The organism is Undibacterium paludis (genome assembly GCF_022568815.1).
GTDB lineage: Bacteria > Pseudomonadota > Gammaproteobacteria > Burkholderiales > Burkholderiaceae_D > Undibacterium.
The window spans coordinates 31,070-53,179 of sequence record NZ_JAKZHX010000010.1; the positions used below are offsets into that span (position 1 = coordinate 31,070).

General features: G+C 52.7%; 24 protein-coding genes. 6 read left to right on the top strand and 18 right to left on the bottom strand.

From position 1 onward, the window contains the following. Positions 1-445 precede the first annotated feature (445 nt). A complete protein-coding gene (locus LZ463_RS17475; RefSeq protein WP_241457097.1) occupies positions 446-1,771 on the bottom strand; it encodes an ATP-binding protein in 1,326 nt (441 codons plus the stop codon). After that, positions 1,768-2,430 (bottom strand): response regulator, encoded by a 663-nt coding sequence (locus LZ463_RS17480; RefSeq protein ID WP_241457098.1) that lies wholly within the window; start codon positions 2,428-2,430, stop codon positions 1,768-1,770. The genes LZ463_RS17475 and LZ463_RS17480 overlap by 4 nt, the downstream gene beginning before the upstream one ends. A 184-nt stretch (positions 2,431-2,614) precedes the next feature. On the opposite strand from LZ463_RS17480, the gene LZ463_RS17485 reads away from it, so the two are divergent. The 4 genes from LZ463_RS17485 to LZ463_RS17500 all read left to right on the top strand — a co-directional run bounded on the left by LZ463_RS17485 (position 2,615) and on the right by LZ463_RS17500 (position 5,421). Further along, positions 2,615-3,070 (top strand): cell division protein, encoded by a 456-nt coding sequence (locus LZ463_RS17485; RefSeq protein WP_241457099.1) that lies wholly within the window; start codon positions 2,615-2,617, stop codon positions 3,068-3,070. Further along, positions 3,067-3,714 carry a DUF4166 domain-containing protein gene (locus tag LZ463_RS17490; protein ID WP_241457100.1) on the top strand — a complete coding sequence of 216 codons (648 nt, stop codon included), beginning with the start codon at positions 3,067-3,069 and terminating at the stop codon, positions 3,712-3,714. Before LZ463_RS17485 ends, LZ463_RS17490 begins: the two co-directional genes overlap by 4 nt. Then, positions 3,711-5,171, top strand: coding sequence for a TIGR01777 family oxidoreductase (locus LZ463_RS17495; RefSeq protein WP_241457101.1), 1,461 nt, complete (start codon positions 3,711-3,713; stop codon positions 5,169-5,171). Before LZ463_RS17490 ends, LZ463_RS17495 begins: the two co-directional genes overlap by 4 nt. Before the next feature lie 76 nt (positions 5,172-5,247). After that, positions 5,248-5,421: a hypothetical protein gene (locus tag LZ463_RS17500; protein WP_241457102.1), complete on the top strand. Its 174-nt coding sequence runs from the start codon at positions 5,248-5,250 to the stop codon at positions 5,419-5,421. A gap of 99 nt (positions 5,422-5,520) precedes the next feature. Here LZ463_RS17500 and LZ463_RS17505 read toward each other — a convergent pair whose 3' ends face one another. From LZ463_RS17505 to LZ463_RS17525, 5 genes are all read right to left on the bottom strand, one after another. Then, positions 5,521-7,224, bottom strand: coding sequence for a long-chain-fatty-acid--CoA ligase (locus LZ463_RS17505; protein ID WP_241457103.1), 1,704 nt, complete (start codon positions 7,222-7,224; stop codon positions 5,521-5,523). A gap of 139 nt (positions 7,225-7,363) precedes the next feature. After that, complete coding sequence (locus LZ463_RS17510; protein WP_241457104.1) at positions 7,364-8,590, bottom strand: acyl-CoA dehydrogenase; 1,227 nt, start codon at positions 8,588-8,590, stop codon at positions 7,364-7,366. A gap of 49 nt (positions 8,591-8,639) precedes the next feature. Further along, positions 8,640-9,089, bottom strand: a complete 450-nt coding sequence (locus tag LZ463_RS17515) for a PaaI family thioesterase (RefSeq protein ID WP_241457105.1) — start codon at positions 9,087-9,089, stop codon at positions 8,640-8,642. Positions 9,090-9,110: 21 nt separating this feature from the next. Further along, the gene (locus tag LZ463_RS17520) at positions 9,111-9,875 is read right to left on the bottom strand and encodes an SDR family oxidoreductase (protein ID WP_241457106.1); all 765 of its coding nucleotides are present in this window, start codon (positions 9,873-9,875) and stop codon (positions 9,111-9,113) included. A gap of 24 nt (positions 9,876-9,899) precedes the next feature. Then, positions 9,900-10,634, bottom strand: a complete 735-nt coding sequence (locus tag LZ463_RS17525; protein ID WP_241457107.1) for a histidine phosphatase family protein — start codon at positions 10,632-10,634, stop codon at positions 9,900-9,902. Positions 10,635-10,727: 93 nt separating this feature from the next. Here LZ463_RS17525 and LZ463_RS17530 point away from each other — a divergent pair, with 93 nt between their 5' ends. Beyond that, entirely contained in the window at positions 10,728-11,654 is a 927-nt protein-coding gene (locus LZ463_RS17530) for a LysR family transcriptional regulator (RefSeq protein ID WP_241457108.1), read from the top strand. A 33-nt stretch (positions 11,655-11,687) separates the two neighbouring features. On the opposite strand, the gene LZ463_RS17535 is transcribed toward LZ463_RS17530, so the two are convergent. The 9 genes from LZ463_RS17535 to rpsP all read right to left on the bottom strand — a co-directional run bounded on the left by LZ463_RS17535 (position 11,688) and on the right by rpsP (position 18,383). After that, positions 11,688-12,026: a DUF3579 domain-containing protein gene (locus LZ463_RS17535; protein WP_241457109.1), complete on the bottom strand. Its 339-nt coding sequence runs from the start codon at positions 12,024-12,026 to the stop codon at positions 11,688-11,690. A gap of 371 nt (positions 12,027-12,397) precedes the next feature. After that, positions 12,398-13,462 carry an acyltransferase family protein gene (locus LZ463_RS17540; RefSeq protein WP_241457110.1) on the bottom strand — a complete coding sequence of 355 codons (1,065 nt, stop codon included), beginning with the start codon at positions 13,460-13,462 and terminating at the stop codon, positions 12,398-12,400. 88 nt (positions 13,463-13,550) lie between these two features. Further along, a complete protein-coding gene (locus LZ463_RS17545) occupies positions 13,551-14,120 on the bottom strand; it encodes a GNAT family N-acetyltransferase (RefSeq protein WP_241457111.1) in 570 nt (189 codons plus the stop codon). Between the two features lie 117 nt (positions 14,121-14,237). Next, positions 14,238-15,188: a CobD/CbiB family protein gene (locus tag LZ463_RS17550; RefSeq protein ID WP_241457112.1), complete on the bottom strand. Its 951-nt coding sequence runs from the start codon at positions 15,186-15,188 to the stop codon at positions 14,238-14,240. A 287-nt stretch (positions 15,189-15,475) separates the two neighbouring features. Further along, on the bottom strand, positions 15,476-16,144 hold the full coding sequence (locus LZ463_RS17555) for a CoA pyrophosphatase (protein WP_241457113.1): 669 nt from the start codon (positions 16,142-16,144) through the stop codon (positions 15,476-15,478). Between the two features lie 138 nt (positions 16,145-16,282). Continuing rightward, positions 16,283-16,666: a 50S ribosomal protein L19 gene (gene rplS / locus LZ463_RS17560; protein WP_241457114.1), complete on the bottom strand. Its 384-nt coding sequence runs from the start codon at positions 16,664-16,666 to the stop codon at positions 16,283-16,285. A gap of 132 nt (positions 16,667-16,798) precedes the next feature. Next, entirely contained in the window at positions 16,799-17,545 is a 747-nt protein-coding gene (gene trmD, locus LZ463_RS17565) for a tRNA (guanosine(37)-N1)-methyltransferase TrmD (RefSeq protein WP_241457322.1), read from the bottom strand. Between the two features lie 25 nt (positions 17,546-17,570). Continuing rightward, on the bottom strand, positions 17,571-18,113 hold the full coding sequence (rimM, locus tag LZ463_RS17570) for a ribosome maturation factor RimM (protein WP_241457115.1): 543 nt from the start codon (positions 18,111-18,113) through the stop codon (positions 17,571-17,573). 18 nt (positions 18,114-18,131) lie between these two features. Then, complete coding sequence (gene rpsP / locus LZ463_RS17575) at positions 18,132-18,383, bottom strand: 30S ribosomal protein S16 (RefSeq protein WP_110255824.1); 252 nt, start codon at positions 18,381-18,383, stop codon at positions 18,132-18,134. A 271-nt stretch (positions 18,384-18,654) separates the two neighbouring features. Here rpsP and LZ463_RS17580 point away from each other — a divergent pair, with 271 nt between their 5' ends. Next, positions 18,655-19,083 (top strand): NINE protein, encoded by a 429-nt coding sequence (locus LZ463_RS17580; protein ID WP_241457116.1) that lies wholly within the window; start codon positions 18,655-18,657, stop codon positions 19,081-19,083. A gap of 85 nt (positions 19,084-19,168) precedes the next feature. On the opposite strand, the gene LZ463_RS17585 is transcribed toward LZ463_RS17580, so the two are convergent. Together LZ463_RS17585 and LZ463_RS17590 are read right to left on the bottom strand one after the other, a co-directional pair. Continuing rightward, complete coding sequence (locus tag LZ463_RS17585; RefSeq protein WP_241457117.1) at positions 19,169-20,959, bottom strand: acyl-CoA dehydrogenase; 1,791 nt, start codon at positions 20,957-20,959, stop codon at positions 19,169-19,171. Positions 20,960-21,093: 134 nt separating this feature from the next. Continuing rightward, positions 21,094-22,023: an electron transfer flavoprotein subunit alpha/FixB family protein gene (locus tag LZ463_RS17590; RefSeq protein WP_241457118.1), complete on the bottom strand. Its 930-nt coding sequence runs from the start codon at positions 22,021-22,023 to the stop codon at positions 21,094-21,096. Positions 22,024-22,110 lie beyond the last annotated feature (87 nt).

A 22,110-nucleotide genomic window follows, 5' to 3' on the forward strand; every position in this document is an offset into this window, starting at 1 on the left:
TGTAGACATGGTTTTTCCTCGAAGTTTTACATGGTCATTTCAAACCTGGAGCGAAAGCTTACGCAACTCAGGTCGCAATCAAGACTGGATGCCGGGCATCTGCCCAGATTTTCAGGACTTTCGCAAAACTGCCCCCGACTGCGTTGCCGGGACAATTTTGCGTAAGTCCTAACTTTTCTAGTGGACTGTAACGGTGAAAGCGGAAGTGAAGGACATGCGCCCGGTAAATCAAGGCAAGGCAAGGTATTGACAAATAAGCACAGCGATAGCGGGCTACCGCGCGTATTTGCAACGCCGCCCTGGTCGTCGCGCGCATGGCAGGCACTTCGCTTTTCACTGTTACAGTCCACTAGTGCTGGGATATTGCCAGATGAAACTTAGGTGAATCTTAAGGCGACTTAAGAATAAGGGCCTGATCGTGTTTATTTGCCTGTTTATTTGGCAATCAAACCGAATTTCCTGAAAGCGCAGGGAATTCCAGACTTACCTCAAGGCCACCAAGTGCGGCATCGCCAAGACGGATACTGGCATGATGGCGGTCAGCAATGGCCTTGGCAATGGCCAGACCCAGGCCGCTACCACCCTTGTTGCTTCCAGCTACCCGGTAAAAACGGTCAAAAATACGCTCACGTTCAGTCAGCGGTATGCCGTCACCACTGTCCTCTATACTTAACCGGGTCGCACCAGGCTGACGTTTCAGACTGATCTGCACCTGGCCTTCATTCGGCATATAACGCACTGCATTGTCGATCAGGTTACGTATCATGATACGCAGGCTTTCTGCGTCCCCCGTCACTTCTGCGACCTGATCCATCTCTGTGTGTATGCTGATTTTTCTGGAGAGCGCATACGGTGTGACATCGCTGATGGCTTGTTCTATACAGGCATTCAATGATACCGGGGTGAGGCTCAGGCTGGCCTGCGATGCCGGATCTTGCCTGGCCAGGGCCAGCAATTGTTCGACCAGGCGCGAAGCGCGGTCTACCCCACCGAGCAGGCGGCTGATGGCCTGGTCGTGACTCAGCTCATCCCTGGCCCTGCCCAGATTTTGCACCTGCAGTCGCAAAGCTGTAATTGGCGAGCGCAGTTCATGGGCGGCATCGGCAACGAAGCGCTGTTGTGCCTGTATCGCCAGACCCATGCGATTGAGCAGGGAATTCAATTCCGTCACCAGCGGCGACACCTCCCTGGGCACACCTGCAGCAGAGACCGGATCAGTGGAATTGGCATTGCGGTTGGCCAGTTCACTACCTATACGGTTCAAAGGAGCCAGTACAGAATTGATACCCCACCAGACAGCAAAAAACAGCAGTAGCGATACCGGAATCACCGGCCACAAGGTACTGAGTGCAAATGATATGGCCCGGTCACGGCGGGCATTGATTTTTTGTGCTACCTGGATTACCCGTTTGTTTTCTTCTGCGGCATATACGCGCCAATCACCGTTTTCCAGCGTCACCGTGGAATAACCCAGCGCGGCCTGCTTTGGCAGGCTGCGGTGCTGGCGCGACTGATAAACCCTGGCGCCGTCTTCTGACCAGACCTGCACGACAAAATCGAAATCATCAAGCTCTGTACCTGGCAGGTTATGCCAGTCGACCTGCTCAAAGTCGCCGTCCTGCAAGGCCAGGGCCATTTGCTGCATGTGGTAGTCAAACAGCTTGTTCGCTTCACCGATGGCTGCATGCAGGGAACTGGCGAATTGCAGGGTAGCTGCCGCCACAATCGCTATACCGACCAGCAGCATCATTTGCAGGCGCAAGGACTTCATGCGGTCTTCTCTACCATGTAACCAACACCACGCACATTGACGATGAACTTCTGTCCCAGTTTTTTGCGCAGACCGTGGATGTAGACTTCCACTGCATTGCTTTCTATCTCTGAAGTCGCTCCGAACAGCTGGTCTTCGAGCCGGCTGCGCGAGAGTATGGCGCCGGGGCGTGCAACCAGGGCATCAAGTATGGTCCATTCACGTGAAGACAGGATGACCTGCTCGTCACCATTGAATACCTGCCTGGTAGTGGTGTTGACGACAATTTCACCGCAGACGTAGGAGGTATCGGTGCGGCCATGCGCACGGCGCACCAGGGCATGCATGCGGGCGATCAGTTCATCAAGATCAAACGGTTTGACCAGGTAATCGTCCGCACCGGCATGCAGGCCGCGTACCCGGTCTGGCACGGCGTCGCGCGCCGTCATCACCAGCACCGGCAACTGGTCGCCGCGCTTGCGCAAGGCTTTCAGGATGTCCATGCCATCACGTTGCGGCAGGCTAAGATCCAGCAGCAAGACATCATAGCTATGGAATTGCAGAGCAGCCTCAGCCGCTTCGCCATTGCTGATCCAGTCAACCAGATTGGCTTCACTTTCCAGGGCGATCTGTATGTTCTCACCTATCATGGTGTCGTCTTCGACGAGCAGGACTTTCATGTCTTGTTGTGTATGGGTATGGGATGGCAGTAAAGATGAAGTGGCTTTCTTTGCGCAGGATGCGGCAGCGTGGATTGTACGTCAAGCCAGGCTTGAAAAGATATTGCGCAAAAGCGCTTGACACAGCCTGGCATTTGATCTTTAATTTCTGTAACGACAGAAATTAAAGAAACAAAGGAAATATATGTCACAAGAACAACTGCGCCCCTGGCTGATACGCTGGCTGTATACCGCTGCCCTGGCGCATGTCGCCGTCGGACTCGCGCTGCCGTGGATTGTCCATACGGACTTGGGCATTAGCTATCTTCAGCAGATAGAACAGCATTTCTGGCCACAAACCGCACCAGTAGCTGCCCGCCAAATACAGGCCTGGTGGCTAAGCCTGTTTGGCCCCACCGTGCAAACGGTAGGCATATGGATGGCAGCCTTGAGCTATTTTGGTGACAAACACCGCAGCCGCGCAGCCTGGCTGTGGCTGCTGGCTGGCATACTGACCTGGGCGCCGCAGGATATGTGGATATCGATGCAGGCAAACATGCGTATCAATGTGTGGATAGATTGCGCAGCCTTGCTGAGCCTGGTCCCGCCCTTGCTCTGTCTATGGAGAATCGACGCGACAACAATCAAGGGAAAAATATGAGCGCTGGCGACAACATGATCGTCTCTGAAGGCGAGCTCTTCAGAAAAATACTGGGCAGGGAATGGCAAAAGCTGCACCCGGACATACAGGCCCGTTTTGCCAAAAACCCGGAGCCTGGCAAACCCCTGTATTACACCGGTGAGCTCAGCGAACTCAGTTGTTCGCGCATAGGAAAACTGCTGGGCCATATCACCAAACCCATGATAGCCGGTGCACTGATCCCTTACACTGACCATAACTTCCCTGTCGATATCATGGTGTATTCCAAACCGGATTGTCCCTCCATCTTCAAGCAACGCATCTATCGTTTGCATAACAGAAAACCGATACAGTTCACTTCTTACATGCAAGAGAGTGAAAAAGGCGAAGTGCTCGAATATGTAGGCATGGGTCTGGGCATGAAACTGGTCTTACATGTGCATGAAGGTAATCTCTATTTCACCAGCGACGGTTATTTCTGGGACGTACTGGGTTGGCGCATTCCCATACCCGGTATTTTCACACCGGGCAAAACCTTTCTTTGTCACCGCAATGACAACCCTGAACAATTCAATATACGCATAGAAATCAAACACGCCCTGTTTGGCCTGACCTTTAAACAGGTCGGAGTCTTCAGGGAAATTCATCCAGAGACTGCAACATGAATACCCATCTGATCGCGCTGCAACTGATGGCAGCACAAGGCCTGCTGGGCGCCTTTGACACCCTCTACCACCATGAACTGACTGAAGCCCTGCCGCAGCGCGCCACTGCCCGTACCGAACTGGGCATACACTGCACGCGCGCGCTGATCTACAGCCTGCTTTTTGTCGGCCTGTCTGCCTGGGCCTGGCACGGCGCCTGGGCCATCGTCCTGCTGCTGGTATTTGGCGTGGAAATCGTATTGACCTTGTGGGATTTCGTTATTGAAGACCAGACCCGACTACTACCTGCAACAGAGCGAGTCACGCACACCGTGCTGGCGATCAACGGCGGCGCCTTCATTACCTTGCTGGCGCTCAATACACCGGGCTGGCTGGCAGAGCCCACACAGATGTTATGGCAGCCACAGGGCTGGCTCAGTGTATTCCTTGCTGCGTGCGGTATCGGCGTTGGCCTGTCAGGCATACGTGATGGACTGGCGGCACTGCGCCTGAAAAAACTCGAGGCAAAAGACCAGGCTGTATCTCCCATACATTTCAGTGATCGCTCAGAACAGGTATTGGTTACCGGCGCTACCGGCTTCATCGGCCAGTTGCTGGTCAGAGCCTTGCTGGCCAACGGCCAGCAGGTCACCGTACTCAGCCGCAACCCCAGACAGGCCGCCTGGAAATTTGATGGCAAGGTCAGGGCCATCAGCAGCATGGATGAACTACCTGTCAGACAGCGCATTGATGTCATCATCAACCTGGCCGGTGCACGCATACTGGGCTGGCGCTGGACAGAAAAACGCAAGGCAGAATTGCGCCGTAGCCGCACGGGCCTGACACAGAACCTGGTCAACTGGATCAGACAGGCTGAGCATAAACCAAGGCTGCTGATATCGGCGTCCGCCATCGGCTATTACGGTGTGCAGGCAGCGGGCAACAATACCGCATTGACAGAATCCGCGCCACCACAGGCCATCTTCATGTCTGACCTGTGCCGCGAATGGGAAGAAGCCAGTAACAGCGCGAGCAGCGAAGGCGTCAAGGTCGCCACCATGCGCTTTGGCCTGGTACTGGGCCAGCAAGGGGCATTGGGCATGATGCTGCTGCCGATCAAACTGGGGCTGGGTGGAGCGCTGGGTCGTGGCAGTCAGTGGCTGTCATGGATACATGTGCATGATATCCTGCGTGGCATTGCCCATATCTGGCAGCATGAGGGACAGTTATCAGCACAGAACGCCTATAACTTCACAGCGCCAGAAACCTTGTCGCAAAAACAGTTCAGCGTGGTCGCAGCAAAACTCCTGCACAGGCCTGCCTTCTTCCCTACCCCTGGCGGGCCCATGCGCCTGATGCTGGGTGAGCAGGCAGACCTGCTGCTGGAAGGCCAGCGGGTCGTACCAAAACGCTTACAGGCTGAAGGCTTTGCGTTTGAATATGCTGACTTGCGTAGCGCCCTGACTGATTTGATTTGAAGGTTTTTATTGATCAACAGCGCTTGTAAAAGGGTTTTACATCCCTACTTGAATGTGACGATATCAGGAGGCATTCATGTTCTTTCTTCACCACCCCCAACCGGTACGCCCCAGAAAAGCAGTGCCAGAACAGCAAGTCAGCAGCCAGCAATTTGTCCAGGTCGATACCAGGACCATCATTGTGGAAAACAGCAAGGAAGAACTACTGGCATTGCAATTAAAAACCAGAGATGGTTTTGCAAAGAAGTAACCGCGATACTGATAAGCACAGATAAAAAAACGGCTTCCGGTTCCACACCGGAAGCCGCGAAAGCGCTTAACAATTAAAACTCACCCCATCTTCACATCCTCAGCTTGCAGCACGCTTACGTGCTTCTTCCTCATACAGTTCTTTCTTCGATAATTTACCTACCGGTGTCTTTGGCAGTTCGGCACGGATGTCCATCTCCTGAGGCATTTCATGCTTGCCCAGGCGTTGTTTGAGGAAGCCCTTCAACTCATCAAAGCTAAATGCTGCCTGCCCTGCCTTTAGTTTGATGAACGCTTTGGCGGCCTGACCGCGGTATTGATCCGGGATGCCGATAACGCTGACCTCTGCCACGGCCGGATGTTCATAAATCGCTTCTTCTATATTGCGCGGGTAGACGTTATAACCGCCAGACAAGATCATGTCCTTGGTGCGGTCAACGATGTAGATGAAACCATCGGCATCCATATAACCGACGTCACCGGTACGGAAATAACCATCGTGTGTAAAAGCATCGCGGTTGGCATCAGGCTTGTTCCAGTAGCCTTTCATGATATTCGGCCCGGCCACGCAGATTTCACCGCGCTCTCCCAGTGGCACCTCCTGACGCGGGTCATCAATGCTGGCGAACTTGAAGCGTATGCCTGGCGTTGGCAAACCGCAGGAACCAGCTTTGCGCACACCGCCCAGCGGCGTAAAGGTGCCTGTAGGTGAGGTTTCGGTCATACCCCAGCCTTCCAGCAGGGTACAGCCAGTGAGGGTCTGGAATTGCTGCAAGACTTCAGTTGGCAGCGGTGCACCGCCAGAGTTGCAGAACTTCAGTGCACTCAGATCAAACTCGCGTATTTGCGGATGATTGATGATGGCCGTGTACATGGTCGGCACACCGGGAAATACGGTTATTTTCTTGTTCGCCAGATCCTTGACGACAGCATCAACATCAAAACGGGTATGCAGCACGATCTCTGCCCCCAGACGTATGCCAAACAGCATGTCTACCGTCAGGGCATAGATATGGAACAGCGGCAGTACCGCCAGCAGTTTTTCCTTGCCCTCTTCCAGTACACGCGGTTCTATGTGGGTGGTTTCCATGATCTGGCTGCAGGCGGCAGTCAGGTTGCCATGGGTCAGCATGGCGCCCTTGGGCAGGCCGGTAGTACCACCTGTGTATTGCAGGGCGGCGATGGTTTCTCTGGGGTCTATGTCTGGGATGGGGGTATAAGCGCCGTCATTGTCCAGCAGTTTTGCAAACAGCAGATGCTGAGCATCCGTCGGGATACTGCTCAGTTGCCCGGCCTTTTCCAGATTCGTTTTGACTGCGTCAGGATAAGGCGACATCTCGGCAATATTGCCTATGATGAGTTTTTGCAGTCGGGTATGCGTGAGCATCTTGGCCATCTGCGGATACAGCATGACCATGTCCAGCGTTACCAGTATATCGGTATGGCTGTCGGCAATTTTATGCTCGAGTACTTTCTCGGCATCCAGCGGGGAGTAATTCACCACTGTGCCGCCCGCCTGCAAAATCGCAAAGAAACTGATGACGTAATGCGGCGTATTTGGTAAATACAAGCCGACATGCACGCCAGGCTTGACGCCCAACTGCTGTAAGCCTTTGGTCGCCTGGTTCACGAGTTTTTGCAGCTCGGCGTAGCTGGTCTTTTTGCCCATGAACTCCAGGGCGGGTAAATCTGGCCATTTGGTAACGGCATCATGCAGCAATTGCGGCACACTGCTCGTAGGCAGGTCGGCATCCCAATGTACGCCTGCGGGATAAGATTTGATCCAGGGTTGTATGTCGCGCATTTTTGTCTCTCTATTTTTAAGAATAATTTGAAAATGTCAACCAACAGGGGGGCTTAAAGCAGGAAAAGCCCCGTCCTCAAAAGAGGAAAGAGCCCGGCCTGCACTACCGATCAATCAAACTCATGAAGCAATCAATAATTTATTTTTTCTCCATATGCTTTTTCAATTCCATCTTGCCTATCTGCGCCCTGTGCACTTCATCCGGGCCGTCCGCAATGCGCAGGGTGCGCGCCTGTGCATAGGAATAGGCGAGGTTGAAATCATCCGACACACCTCCACCGCCGTGCGCCTGTATGGCCCAGTCGATGACCTGGCAAGCCATGTTCGGCGCAGCTACCTTGATCATGGCGATTTCTTTGGCGGCGGCTTTATTGCCGACCGTATCCATCATCTGCGCCGCATTCAGCACCAGAAAACGGGCCTGATCGATGAGGATGCGGGCATTGGCGATGCGCTCCAGCGTCACACCCTGCTCTGCCACCCGTTTGCCAAAAGCCACGCGGCTCAGTGAACGCTTGCACATGTCTTCCAGCGCGCGTTCTGCCAGACCGATCAGACGCATGCAGTGATGGATGCGGCCAGGGCCAAGGCGGCCCTGGGCAATCTCAAAACCACGGCCTTCGCCAAGCAGCATGTTGGAGGCAGGCACACGCACATTCTCGAACAGCACTTCGCCATGACCATGCGGCGCATCGTCATAACCGAATACCGGCAAGGCGCGCAGTATGGTCACGCCCGGCGTGTCTCGTGGCACGATGATCATCGATTGCTGCTTGTGGCGATCAGCATTGTCCGGGTCACTCTTGCCCATGAAGATGAAGACCTTGCAGCGCGGGTCATTTGCGCCGGATGACCACCACTTGCGGCCATTGATGACATACTCGTCACCATCGCGCACTATCGACGATTCGATATTGGTCGCGTCTGATGAAGCCACGGCTGGTTCTGTCATGGCAAAGCAGGAGCGGATTTCACCACGCAGCAAGGGTTTCAGCCATTGTTCCTGATGCTCTGGTGTACCATAGCGAGCAAATACTTCCATATTGCCGGTATCGGGAGCCGAGCAATTGAATACTTCCGGCGCCCAGACAGCACGGCCCATGATTTCGCACAAGGGTGCATATTCAAGATTGGTCAGACCCGCACCGTGACCAGATTCAGGCAGAAACAGATTCCACAAACCAGCATCGCGCGCCTTGGCCTTCAGCTGCTCAACGATTTTGGTCGGCACCCAGGCATCGCCTGCCTTGCGGTTGGCAGCGATTTCACTAAAAAATACTTTTTCGTTCGGATAAACATGCTCGTCCATGAAAGCGATCAGGCGTGCCTGCAAATCCTTGACCTTGGGGCTGTATTGAAAATCCATGATGCGTCCTTTTTCCTTGTTGGTTCAGATGGACATGACTATGTCCGGTTTACTTTCTTTGCAGCTCAATATTGCGCGCCGTCAGCAATGCTGTTGCGCATAAAATTTCTTCGCCACTACGTACAGAAAATACTTCTGCTGCACTGACTGTCAGCAACTTGCTGTGTGAAACGACCCTCCCGCGTGCCCGCAGTTTTTCACCATCGGCAGGTGCGACTATCTTCAAATTGCAATCGATACTGGCATTGATCCAGCCCACTGGTAACAAGGTGCCCGCAGCAGAGACACCAACAAAATCAGCCGCTGCAAAGATGGCCGTGGCCTGCATTTTTCCGGGGACGAAACTGAGTTCTTCGCGGTAAGCAATGTCCAGATCTACCTCTCCTGGCACGATCTTCACAAACTCTATGCCCAGCCATCTCGCCATGGGCATGGCCAGCACCGCTCTCTTCAGCTGTATCGCATAATCCGGATTACTTGCCACATGAGCAGTTTTCATGGCTCTGCCTTATTCATTGCCTTAACTGACCAGGTAACCGCCATCTACATTGATGGCAGCACCCGTGGTGTAGCTCGAGGCATTCGACGCCAGGTACAGGACGGTACCGGCCATCTCATCGGGTTCGGCAATACGTTTCATGGGGATGCGGGTCAGCGCTTTTTCCAGTATCACCGGGTTGTGGAACAGGGCTGATGCAAACTTGGTATCAGTCGCGCCTGGCAGCAAGGCATTTACACGCACGCCCATGGGCGCGCATTCTTGTGCAAAGGATTTGGTCATGGCGATGACGGCTGCCTTGGTAATCGAATAGATGCCCTGCATGGCGCCCGGCACCACACCATTGACCGAGGCCACATTAATGATGCTGCCGCCACCGGTTTTTGCCATCAGCCTTGCACCGGCAGACGACATGAAAAAGTAGCCACGTATGTTGACGTCAACAGTCTTCTGGAATGCGCTGACATCGGTCTCGGTAATATGGCCAAAGTGCGGATTGGTCGCGGCATTGTTGACCAGGATATCGAGCCTGCCATGTGCTGCAACGATGTCGGCAAACAGTGCATCGATCTGGGCCATTTCACCGATGTGGCAGGCACGTGCTTCTGCCTTGCCACCGGCGGTAGTAATCGCTGCGACCACAGCTTCGCAGGCTTCTGCCTTGCGGCTGCTCACGATGACATAAGCACCATGGGCGGCCAGGGTTTTGGCTACTGCCTCACCTATGCCACGGCTAGCGCCAGTGACCAGGGCGACCTTGCCTGTCAAATCAAACATTGCTGTCATGTCTTCCTCGGGGTTTTATCTTGTTTATACGTAGGTAATTGCTTTGGGATTGTTCAATACTTCAAGATGCGAAAAATTATTCAGGTAAGCCAGGGCCGGGCGATACTTGCTGCCTTCGCTGTTTGCCTGCAAATGGAAACGCGTCACGGCGCTGTTGACCAGCGACCAGTTCAGTTCACCAAAACGCAGATCAGGAAAACCGAGCACATGCTGGCACAGTGCAGAAATAGTGCCGCCAGACGTGAAAATAACGATGTTCTTTGCCTCATCCTTGATCAGCAGTTGCTGCTCCAGTGCGGCAACACAGCGGCTGCGAAATGCCAGCCAGGTTTCGGAATAGTCATGATCATGCTGGCCCGATATCCAGCGCAGTACGGCCTGGGCAAAAATCTCCTGGAAGGCCTGTTTGCCATTCGGTGTGTGCATGAGGAAATGCTTGACGGCAGCAGGGTCATCAAATTCAGGCACATGTCTGGCCAGGACTTCATGGTGGTTGTACTCATTGAAACCGGCATCAACCTGCCAGGCGGACTTGTCGAGCACGTCTGCACTTTGTTGCAACATGCTTGCCAGGCAGGCCTCAGCAGTTTGCTGATGGCGTAGCAAACTGCCGGTAACCACGCGCGATACCTGCATGTCGCGCTCCGCCCACCAGCGCCCCAGATGCTGCGCCTGTTGCAGACCAAGGTCGGATAACTGGTCATAATTCTGGCTACCGAACGACGCCTGCCCGTGCCTGACCAGATATAAAGCTGCCATGACTACCTCAAATGCGAGAAATTGATGAACAAAGTGTAATTGCCAGCCTATAATTGATCAAATGAATAGTTATTATCTTAATCTATTAATTTCATGCATTTATCTCGTATAGACCTTAACCTGTTCACCGTCTTTGTCGCCATCTACACAGAAGGCAGCGTGACCCGTGCCAGCCAGCAATTGAACCTGACCCAGCCAGCCATCAGCCATGCACTGAACCGCCTGCGTCAGTTGTTCAATGACCCGCTGTTTGTACGCCAGGGCCAGGCCATGGTATCGACGCCTCTGGCGCGCAACATCATAGAACCTGTCCGGCTGGCTCTGCGCGGCCTGGAAGTGACACTGACCGAGAACGAACAATTCGACCCGGCACAGGCCAGCAAGCAATTCAACCTGGCCCTGCGCGATGTGCTGGAATCAACAGTCCTGCCACCATTAATGGAAAGCATCACGCGCCAGGCGCCACTGATCAACCTGGCAGCCATACAGGTAGAAAGACGGGAACTGGTCAGCGAACTGGCGGCTGGCAGCCTGGACCTGGCGATCGATATGCTTTTACCCTTGCCGAACGAGATACGGCGACAAAAGATAGAACAGGACACCACGGTCGTGCTGGCCAGACGCAATCACCCTGTCATACGCGGCAAGCTGAGTTTTGACGACTACCTGCAAGCCGAGCACATACTGGCCAGTTCACGCCGCAAGGGTATGGGTCTGGAAGATTTTGAATTGAGCCGTCTGGGCTTGCAGAGAAAAATACGTCTGCGCTGCCAGCATTATTTTGCCGCCTGCCGCGTGGTCAGCCAGACAGATTTATTGCTGACCATGCCGGAAGCCTATGCCCGCATCGCCAATCAGCAATTTGATAACCAGATCTTGCCCTTGCCGGTGACCATGCCGTCCTGGGACGTGTATTTATATTGGCACCAGAATGTGGAAAATGATCCGGCCAACCGCTGGCTAAGACAGCAGGTGATACAGGCTTTTCAGGACCAGGGATCAGCAGACAAAGGCAATTGACGCGGCTTGGATTAACACTTCAATCAAAGCTGCCTATTTAGCTGCTTTGGGCTCATCTGGCAGCAGACAGGCATCGATAATTTGCAAATCATTATCTTTGGCAAAGCTGACGACGAAATGATAGGCCAAAGGTTCTATCTCGCGGATCGCCTCATTGACCACGACGGAACGTACGCCATTCAATAATATCGGGCGCACATAGGGTGAATATTGCAGATGTGAATGGCGGCCACCATCAGGACTGAAACAGGACATGGCTCCGCACAGGCGCTCTGCCCAATCGCTGGGGCGGAATTGCTTTCCATCGCTGGTGATACCCTGGATGAAAAACTCGCGTACTTGCTGAGTCTGTTTTTTGTCGGAATCGGCCATGTGCTCGGCTCGCTGTGAGGCAAGGGTGAATTAAGCAAAACATCATTATGTGATATCAAGCTTTCAGAATACTTCCATATTATATCTTATAGAAGACTTGAATCAAAATTGCCGCGCTGATATATCTGATTTTGATGTCTGTAGAGCAATGCTACTCAGCCAATATAGTTCATTTTGAGAGGGAGTAAAGTAGCAGGCATAAGATGCGCTGTGTAAATGACAAGCTCAAGACAAGATGAAGCATATCAAAAATGCATCTACTTTTATTTGAGAGACTAAAGGCCAATGCATGTGGTACTGGGCCAGATGGGGGTTAAAACTTGGCGTTGATGCAAGATACTACAGATGGCAGACGATGATCCGCATTCCCCCTAGCCTTTTCTTGCCTGCCGCTGTACTGGCAACAGCAACATGGCCAGAAATTTCAGCCTCTTCGTCATTTCGAGTAGCAGCAAAGGCAGCAGCAGGCCCGCCAGCAATGCCAGTATGGCATTGAGGTAATCGTTACTGATCCATTTGGCAGCCATGGTGAAAGCCTTGACCTCTATCCACGAATGAAAAATCATGATGAACAGGCTGCTGCTGCCAAAGTAAGCAAGTACTTTGCCCACCCCGGAGTACCGTTGTAAATAAACAGATATTGCCAGCACCAGGTAAATACCCAGCAATGCCTGCAAGGTCGATATCCACCAGCTACCATACAGACGCATGTTGAGGTCTATGGCTTCATCAAACAGGTAATGCAGTGCGACGAATCCGGCAAGCGCCAGGGCAGACAGATATCCTTTCGGTTTGAACTGCACAACCTGCTGACGCAAAACCTGTCCCAGCAAGATGAAGGCGCTACTGACGCCGATCAAGTCCAGGCTCCAGGGCAGTCCGGGAAAATTGCCCTGCCTGTTACCAAGCAATTGGTTCAGCCCGTTAAACTGACTTGCATCCATGCTGGCGAATAGATGAATGACACTGATACCCGCTGCCAGCAGCAACACCATATTGATAACAGTAATCCGCTCGGCCCGTGCACTGCGCATACCAATGCGCAGCATAGCCCAGGCCAGCAGCATGCCCAGGAAAAGATGTGGCAAGAACCACAGCGGCACCCACTCTATCGTGTTGCCCGTCCCATACAACATGCCCAGCAAATAACTGCGCAAATCAATATGGGAGACGAGGAAGCGCGCCAGTCCCCAGGCCAGCAGTACAACAAAGAAGGGTTTCAGCAAGGCATCAGCCCTGGACCGCAAGAGCCCGGCAAAATCTTGCTGCGGACGCAGGAACACACCAGACAAAAAGAAAAACAGCGGCACATGAAAAGAAAACACAATGCGGAATATTTCGCCGTGATCATGGGCGATGATCCAGTTGTGACCAAAGACGATCAGGATGATGCCTATGCCTTTGGCCGTATCCACGCCGACATCATGCTCTGTCATGTAATCCCATCATCATGCATCTGTTGATAGCGCAATATCAGCAAGCCAACATTGCTTGCCACACCCAACCACTTACTGCGAAAACAACTTATTTTTCAATGACATACGCCATTGCTATGCGCAAATCCTGCGGCAACAGCGAGTGCACCGCTGCTCTTACCGGCACGCCGCCAACCAGCAGGCGATTACGGGCCATGCATTCAAGCTGGGCGCCGAGCTTGCTGGCGACCTTGATGCTGCCGTGATTACCTTCAGCAGCAACAACCTCAATGCGGCTCAAACCCAATTCATTGAAGCCTATCCCTGCCAGCACGCCAGCTGCCTTGCTGGCAAGCCCCTGCCCCTGGCGGGACGGTCGCACCCAATAACCAAGATTACAATAATTATGCATTTTGCTGATCAGATTCAAACCAGCTCCACCAAGTAATTCATGACCATCTTCAGAGAAGATACCGAACTCATAGGCGCTACCTTCTTCTCTGGCCTTGTCGCATACCTCAAACCAGGCTTGTGCATCAGCAGTATTGAATTCTGCATGGCACCAGCTCATCCAGCGCCCCACTGTTGGCACTGATTCACGCACAACGGCAGCAAACATGTCTGCATCTCTGGATTCATAAGCGCGCAGGCAAAAACCGGGAGCATTAATTTTTCGCATTGTTATACTCATTGTTATGATTTATATTAAAACAAGACCTGTGAGTATAGCCTGATCAAAACCGGACACAAAATGTACGTCAAAAAAAGCCCTGAAGTATTCAGGGCTTGGTCTCGCTTAAATCCAGACGGCAAATGACAGCAGTAAAAGCAGGAGCATCCATAGCAGCAAGGCGCGCCAGACCAGGCCGACTGCACTTTGCAAGGCGCGGGGTGAAGCTTCTGCACCGGGCTGGCTTTCCAGTTCCAGGCTGTCGACGTCGACAGCAGTGGCGTCAGCCTGCAGGACCATGGCTTTTTCTTCCGGTTCGCCCAGGCGTACACCGAGTGCGCCACCACCAGCCGAGAGGATGATGCCAACCAGTTCATCCGACCAGCGGTCGGCGTAATTGCGCCAGGAATAGACGGCATCTTCAAAATTGCCGACCACGGCAAAAGCCACGGCAGTCAGACGAGCTGGCACCCAGTCTATCCAGTAAAAGACTTTGGCGGCATAGACACCAAACTCTTCATTCTTCATGTGTTCGGGCTCATTCCAGGCGCGCGCCAGGTACTCGGCAGCACGGTACATCACGGCGCAGGCCGGCCCCACAGGCATCAGGAACCAGAAGAATACGCCAAAGACATTGCGATGGGTGGCGATCAGCGAACGCTCTACGGCCAGGCGGGAAATTTCCGACACTTCCATGCCTGTGGTATCGAGATGGGTCCACTCACCAAGAAAGCGTCTGGCAGTATCTTCATCACCGGAACTTAGGGCCAGCTGTATGGAGGTGAAGTAATGGCTGTAACGACGAAAACCCAGCGTCAAATAAACGATGAGCACATTCCATAACAAGGCAGCGATAGGATTGAGGCGCAGGCACAACCAGTAAATCAGCGCCGTTGGCAGGGTCAGCAAGGCAATCACTATCCACCAGCCCAGACGACCATGCTTGACCTTGCCTGCATTGAAGGATGCCTCGATTTTGTCAGCCAGGGTCTGGATTTGCGTATAGATGGGGTTATCCGCCCGCAAGGGTTTGAGCTGCTCTATCAACAGAGCTAACAAAATGGAAAGAAAGGTCATGTGACTAGTCTATGTTGCGGCGCAATACCGCAAACAATCAGTTTGCAAATGCGGCAAGTGTAAACCGATTTGCCCAGATTATGAAGCTTTGTTCTGGGGCGCGTTGAGTTATTAATGCATTCAATAACTAATCTGGAGAAATCGTTACGAGGCAAGGAGCAAAGCACAGCAAGGCTGATGCCTTGCGCACATTGGGGACGCATTGGAGAGGTAGTATCGTGGCGATTCTCGCCGGATTTGTTGAATGTATTAGTAACTCAGGGCACTATAGGAAAGACTTCAAGTCCTTATGCACGCAGAAAATGAAACAGATTGCGCAGCATGCCAGCCGTGGCCCCCCAGATGAAATGCTGCTCGTAAGGCATAGCATAAAAATGCCTTTTGCCGGCATTGTCGGGCAAATCAAAGCTTCTGCGCTGATGGTTTTTGCCATCCATCAGAAAACCCAGTGGCACTTCAAAAATGGAGGCCACTTCAGCCGGATCTGTACGCAAAGGAAAGCCGGGTCGCACCAGGGAAACGATAGGGCTGACCTGGTAGCCGGTACCGGTCTTGTAGTCGGGCAAGCGCCCCAGTATTTCAACAAATTCGCGCGTCAGCCCTATCTCTTCTTCTGCTTCGCGCAGGGCTGTGGTTACCGGGTCAATATCCTCTTCTTCAAAACGGCCGCCAGGGAAACTGATCTGCCCAGGGTGATGGTTGAGGTGTGCCGCACGCTCCGTCAGGAGCAAGGTCAGGCCTTCGTTACGCATGACAATGGGGATCAGTACCGATGCCGGACGAAAAGGCAGGTTCCTGGAGAAAAAACTCTCATCCACGCTTTCTGGCGACCATGCATGCTCTTGCTGAAAACGCTGACGCAACCAGGCGGGAGTAAGGTGCTCGGCAGGCAGGGCAAACTCTTCACCAAGTGAATGAATGGGGAAAGTCTGGGGATCAAAAACCGGTTTGCTCACGTTTGCTTACGTCTTCTTAAAATATCGATTCACCTGATCGCCAGGCAATCTGCATGGAAAAAACTGCCCACAAAATGCCAATGAAAAAAGGATGCCGAAGCATCCTTTTTCAAAGCGGTATTACGGCAAGACCAGATATTACTCTGCTTTTGCAGCAACAGCTTTACGTGCTGGCAATTTCTCTTTGATACGAGCAGATTTGCCTGAACGTTCACGCAGATAGTACAACTTGGCGCGACGTACGTCACCGCGACGTTTCACTTCGATAGAAGCGATCAGTGGGGAGTACAACTGGAATGTACGCTCAACGCCTTCGCCGGAAGAAATCTTGCGGACGATGAAGTTGGAATTCAAACCACGGTTACGACGGGAAATAACAACACCTTCGTAAGCCTGCGCACGTTTGCGTGTACCTTCAACAACGTTGACGTTCACAACAACTGTGTCACCTGGTGCAAAGTCAGGGATGTTTTTGCCGAGGCGAGCAATTTCTTCTTGCTCTAATTTTTGGATCAGATCCATTTTTTACTCCTATGACCATCTTGCCGACGCTGCAGAATCTGGTTCTGACTGATGCCCGGTAGAGGATGGGGTTTACCATGTGAATCAATGAAGATTCACGCTTAAAAATTTCAGCTCATGAGCTGAAAAATACTACAAACTGCTTAAAAACTTTTCGTCGGCACGGCTTAACAAGCCTGCCGCACGCGCTGCGATGATTAAATCCGGGCGCTTTAACTGACTGGCCTCAAGTGCACGCTGACGCCGCCACTTTTCGATTTCAGCATGATTACCACCCATTAACACGGCTGGCACTGCCTGATCTTCAAAGACTTCTGGCCTGGTGTAATGCGGGCAATCCAGCAAGCCATTGACAAAACTGTCCTGCACTGCCGAGGCGTCATCATGCAAGACGCCAGGGATTTGCCGTATGACAGCATCCATCAGGGCCATGGCTGGTAACTCACCGCCAGACAAGACAAAATCGCCGAGGCTGATTTCTTCATCGACGTAATTATCCAGCAGGCGCTGGTCCACTGCCTCATATCTGCCACATAACAAGACCAGGCCAGGCGTTGCCGCCAGTTGCATGACCTTTTCATGTGTCAGCGGCTTACCCTGGGGCGACAGATAAATCACTTTGGGTGCCACTGCAGACAATCCAGCCTGACGCGCCCTGGCGGACTCGATTGCGGCCTGCAAGGGTTTTGCCAGCATCACCATACCAGGGCCGCCGCCATAAGGCCGGTCATCCACGGTACGATGCCTGTCAGTTGTAAAATCACGCGGATTCCACAGCTTTAATTCGCATTTCTGTTGCTCGAAAGCGCGCCTCGTCACACCCGATTGTGTAATGGCTGCGAACATTTCGGGGAACAGCGTAATGACATCAAACTGCATGTTCATGCCTTCTGAGTTCATCACCTTAATAATCACTACCCCAGTCAACCTGGATCTTGCCCGCCTTCTGATCGACTTCCTTGACGAAAGCTTCTACAAAAGGAATCAGACGTTCGTGTTTGACCAGCTCATTTTCGGGCACATCGGCCGCTGCCACCCGTAAAATCGGATGCGCGCCGTTGTCCATCAAATCCCTGACCACACCGAGATTTTCACCCTGAAGATTTTCTACCTGCAAACCTATCAGATCGAGCCAATAGAATTCGCCGGTCGCCAAAGCAGGAAAATGCTTGCGAGAAATTTGTACAGTTGCACCTTTCAGTGCTTCTGCGGCATTTCTGTCAGGCACACCCACCAGTCGCGCAACGACGTCTTCACCCTGGATTTTGACTTCCAGCCGGTCAACATCACGCAACTCAGGCTTATCCAACCACCAGGTTTTTGCTGACATCAGTGCATCAGCATCAGCAGAATAAGGACGTATCCTTACCCAGCCGTGAATACCAAATGCTCCCGAGACATAGCCAACAAGGACCAGATCATCAGGAGCATGGACTGCAGCAGTCATGATACAGCTTGGCAGCAATTAAGCTGCTGCTTTACCGGACTGAGCTACCAGGCGAGCAACTGCTGGAGACAATTGAGCACCAACACCTTGCCAGTAAGCCAGGCGATCTGCAGCAACGCGTACTGTTTCTGCATTGCCAGTAGCTACTGGATTGTAGAAACCGATGCGCTCGATAAAGCGACCATCGCGACGATTACGGGAATCAGTTGCAACGATGTTGTAAAAAGGGCGCTTTTTTGCGCCACCACGAGCTAAACGAATAACGACCATAATATTTCCAAAAAATGTCTGAACGCGGAAAAAGCTGTAGATTATAGCCCGCTTCTTAAGCAAGTCGCAAGAACTATCCCACTTTTCCTTTCTGCAACTGCATTTTTATCTTTCAATGTGATCATTGCGAGACACAGCGTGCTACTTTCCGGCGTAGATCAATGCAAGAAAGATATCACTTGATTAATATTATCCACGCATCCGGATTGATCAACACAGTCTGGCCCGGCTTGGCTTACAATCACAGCTTCGACTTATACGACTTGCTGCAATGACATCAATCGACAAAAAACCACACAAAAACAAAACCCTGGCAACCTTTCTCGCCGCCGTATTTGGCGCTATTGGCATGCACCGCTTTTACCTGAACGGCAAAAAAGATAAATGGGGCTGGCTGCACTTTGTCACCCTGCCGGTCAGCATGGTCGTACATTATTTCTATTTTGGCCAGCCAGACATTGTGCAATACAGCCTGTTGCTCATTTCTTTCCTGGTGGCGGTGATCGAAGCCCTCGTGCTGGGCCTGACACCTGACGAGAAATGGGATGCCCGCTACAACGCCGGTTCAGGCAAGACCAGCGCATCGAACTGGCCACTGGCCTTGTTGCTGGTGCTGACAGTAGGTTTTGGCGCCACGGCCCTGATCGCGGCCATTGCCCGCACTTTTGACTTGCTGTACACCGGCGGCGCTTACGGTTGATCGCCAAACTGCAGGCATATAAAAATGGCTCATTTTATAGATGAGCCATTTTTTTATTCTTGCCTACCTCATGGCTTGCAGATAATCAGAACTGATCTTCAGCCAAAGCCATGACACCGGCACTGCCATCCACAATCGCTGAACGCAGGCCCTGGGCCGCAGACAGGATGTGGTCAGCAAAATAACGGGCAGTAGCAATCTTGGCCTTGTAGAACGCGGCGTCACCCTCGCCCGCTTCCAGTTTTTGCTGAGCGATGATGGCAGCACGCGCCATTTGCCAACCACCGAAAACGATGCCTGCCAGCTTCAGGTACAGGACACTGCCGGCAAACACGCCTTTGATGTCCTGTTTGAAGTTGGTAACAACATAATCAACCACATCTTCCAGTGCTGCTGTACCTGCTGCCAGTTGGCGCTGTATCGCCAGTGCATCTACAGAACCAATAGCTGTCAATTGTGCTTCTGTTGCGCGCATGTCGGCGATGAAGGCTTTGGCAGTAGCGCCGCCATCACGTGAAGTCTTGCGGCCTACCAGATCATTTGCCTGTATGGCTGTCGTACCTTCATAGATCGTCAGAATTTTGGCATCGCGGTAGTGTTGTGCCGCGCCGGTCTCTTCAATGAAGCCCATGCCACCATGCACCTGCACACCAGTCGATGTGACATCGAGCGACATTTCTGTGGACCAGCCCTTGACGATGGGCACCAGGTATTCATACTTGGCCTGGCTGGCCTTGCGCACTGCTGCATCCGCATGGTGATGAGCAAAGTCACTGATACCGGCAGCTACATAGGCCAATGCACGCGCACCTTCAGTCTGGGCGCGCATGGACATCAGCATGCGGCGCACATCCGGGTGATTGATGATGGCAACCGGGCCGGCAGAGCCTGCCAGATCACGCGATTGCACGCGGTCTTTGGCATATTGCACAGCCTTTTGGTAAGCGCGTTCTGCCACACCTATGCCTTGCATGCCAACGCCAAAGCGGGCTGCATTCATCATGATGAACATGTATTCGAGGCCACGGTTTTCTTCGCCAACCAGCGTGCCTATCGCGCCGCCGTTGTCGCCAAATTGCAGTACTGCAGTCGGGCTGGCCTTGATGCCCAGCTTGTGCTCTATGGATACGCAGTGTGCATCATTGCGTGCACCCAGGCTACCGTCAGCATTGACCAGGAATTTTGGCACGATGAACAGGGAAATACCTTTGACGCCTTCTGGAGCATCAGGTGTACGCGCCAGCACCAGGTGGACGATATTTTCTGCCATATCATGCTCACCATAGGTGATGAAAATTTTCGTGCCATATATCTTGTAAGTGCCATCACCCTGTGGCACGGCGCGGCTGCGCACCATCGCCAGATCAGAACCGGCTTGTGGTTCGGTCAGGTTCATGGTGCCTGTCCACTTACCCGAGATCAGGTTTTCCAGATAGATGGCTTTTTGCTCATCACTGCCTGCTGTCAGCAGGGCTTCAATCGCGCCATCCGTCAACAATGGGCATAGGGCAAAAGAAATGCTGGCGGCATTGAGCATTTCTATGCACGGCGTTGCCACCAGCTTGGGCAAGCCCTGACCGCCAAATTCTTGCGGATGCTGCACACCCTGCCAGCCAGCCTCACCAAACATCTTGAAGGCTTCCTTGAAGCCCTTGCTGGTGAATACTTCACCGTCTTTCCAGTAGCTTGGTGCCTGGTCACCAGGGAAGTTCAAAGGGGCCACCACTTCGCCGGCAAACTTGGCGTTTTCTTCCAGTACGGCTTCTACGGTTTCTGCAGTCGCATCTTCGCAACCGGGCAAGGCATTTACTTCAGTCAGACCAGCCAGTTCATTGATGATGAACAGCATGTCTTTAACAGGGGCAACATAGCTCATTTTTGATATCCCAATAAAAAAGGCAAGATCAGCAATATGTCACCACAACAAAATCTGCTGTCAGTAGCGCGACAAACCACTCATCCTGCCTGAGCCATCACGGTTAGCGTGATGGCGATTAAAGCAAATTCAGATTAACCCAGTTCAGCAACCAATTGCGGAACGATATCAAACAGATCACCAACGATGCCATAGTCAGCGACCGAGAAGATCGGTGCTTCTGGGTCTTTGTTGATGGCGACGATGGTTTTGGAATCTTTCATACCAGCCAGATGCTGGATCGCGCCGGAGATACCGACAGCAATATACAGCGTTGGTGCAACGATCTTGCCAGTCTGGCCAACTTGCCAGTCATTCGGTACAAAGCCAGCGTCAACTGCGGCGCGAGATGCACCCATGGCAGCGCCGAGCTTGTCAGCCAGCGGCTCCAGAATCTTGAAGTTGTCGCCAGAACCCATGCCACGGCCACCGGAAACGATGACTTTGGCCGCTGTCAGTTCAGGACGGTCAGACTTGGCGACTTCGCGGGAAACGAAAGCAGATTTGCCGGAATCAGCAACAGCAGCGATCGTTTCAACAGCAGCAGAACCGCCAGTGGTGGCGGCATCAAAGCCTGTTGTACGTACAGTGATGACCTTGATCGCGTCTGTCGATTGCACAGTAGCGATGGCGTTACCTGCGTAGATAGGACGCTCGAACGTGTCAGGGCTATCAACCTTGGTGATTTCAGAAATTTGCGACACGTCGAGCTTGGCGGCAACGCGTGGCAAAATGTTTTTGCCGTAGGCAGTTGCCGGTGCCAGGATGTGGCTATAGCCGGATGCGATTGCCAAAACTTGTTCAGCCACATTCTCAGCCAGACCATCAGCAAAATGCGCTGCATCTGCATGCAATACTTTGCTGACACCAGCGATTTGAGCAGCCGCCTGAGCAGCAGCGCCAGCATTGTGACCAGCAACCAGTACATGTACATCTGCGCCGCATTGTGCAGCAGCAGTAACGGTATTCAATGTGCTGCCCTTGAGGCCAGCGTTGTCGTGTTCAGCGATGACGAGTGTAGTCATGATGTTTTCCACTTGTAGTGTCACCAGCGCCCGTGCGTCTGGCAACAAAATTATTCTTAAAATCTATGCTTTAAAAAGTCAGCCTGA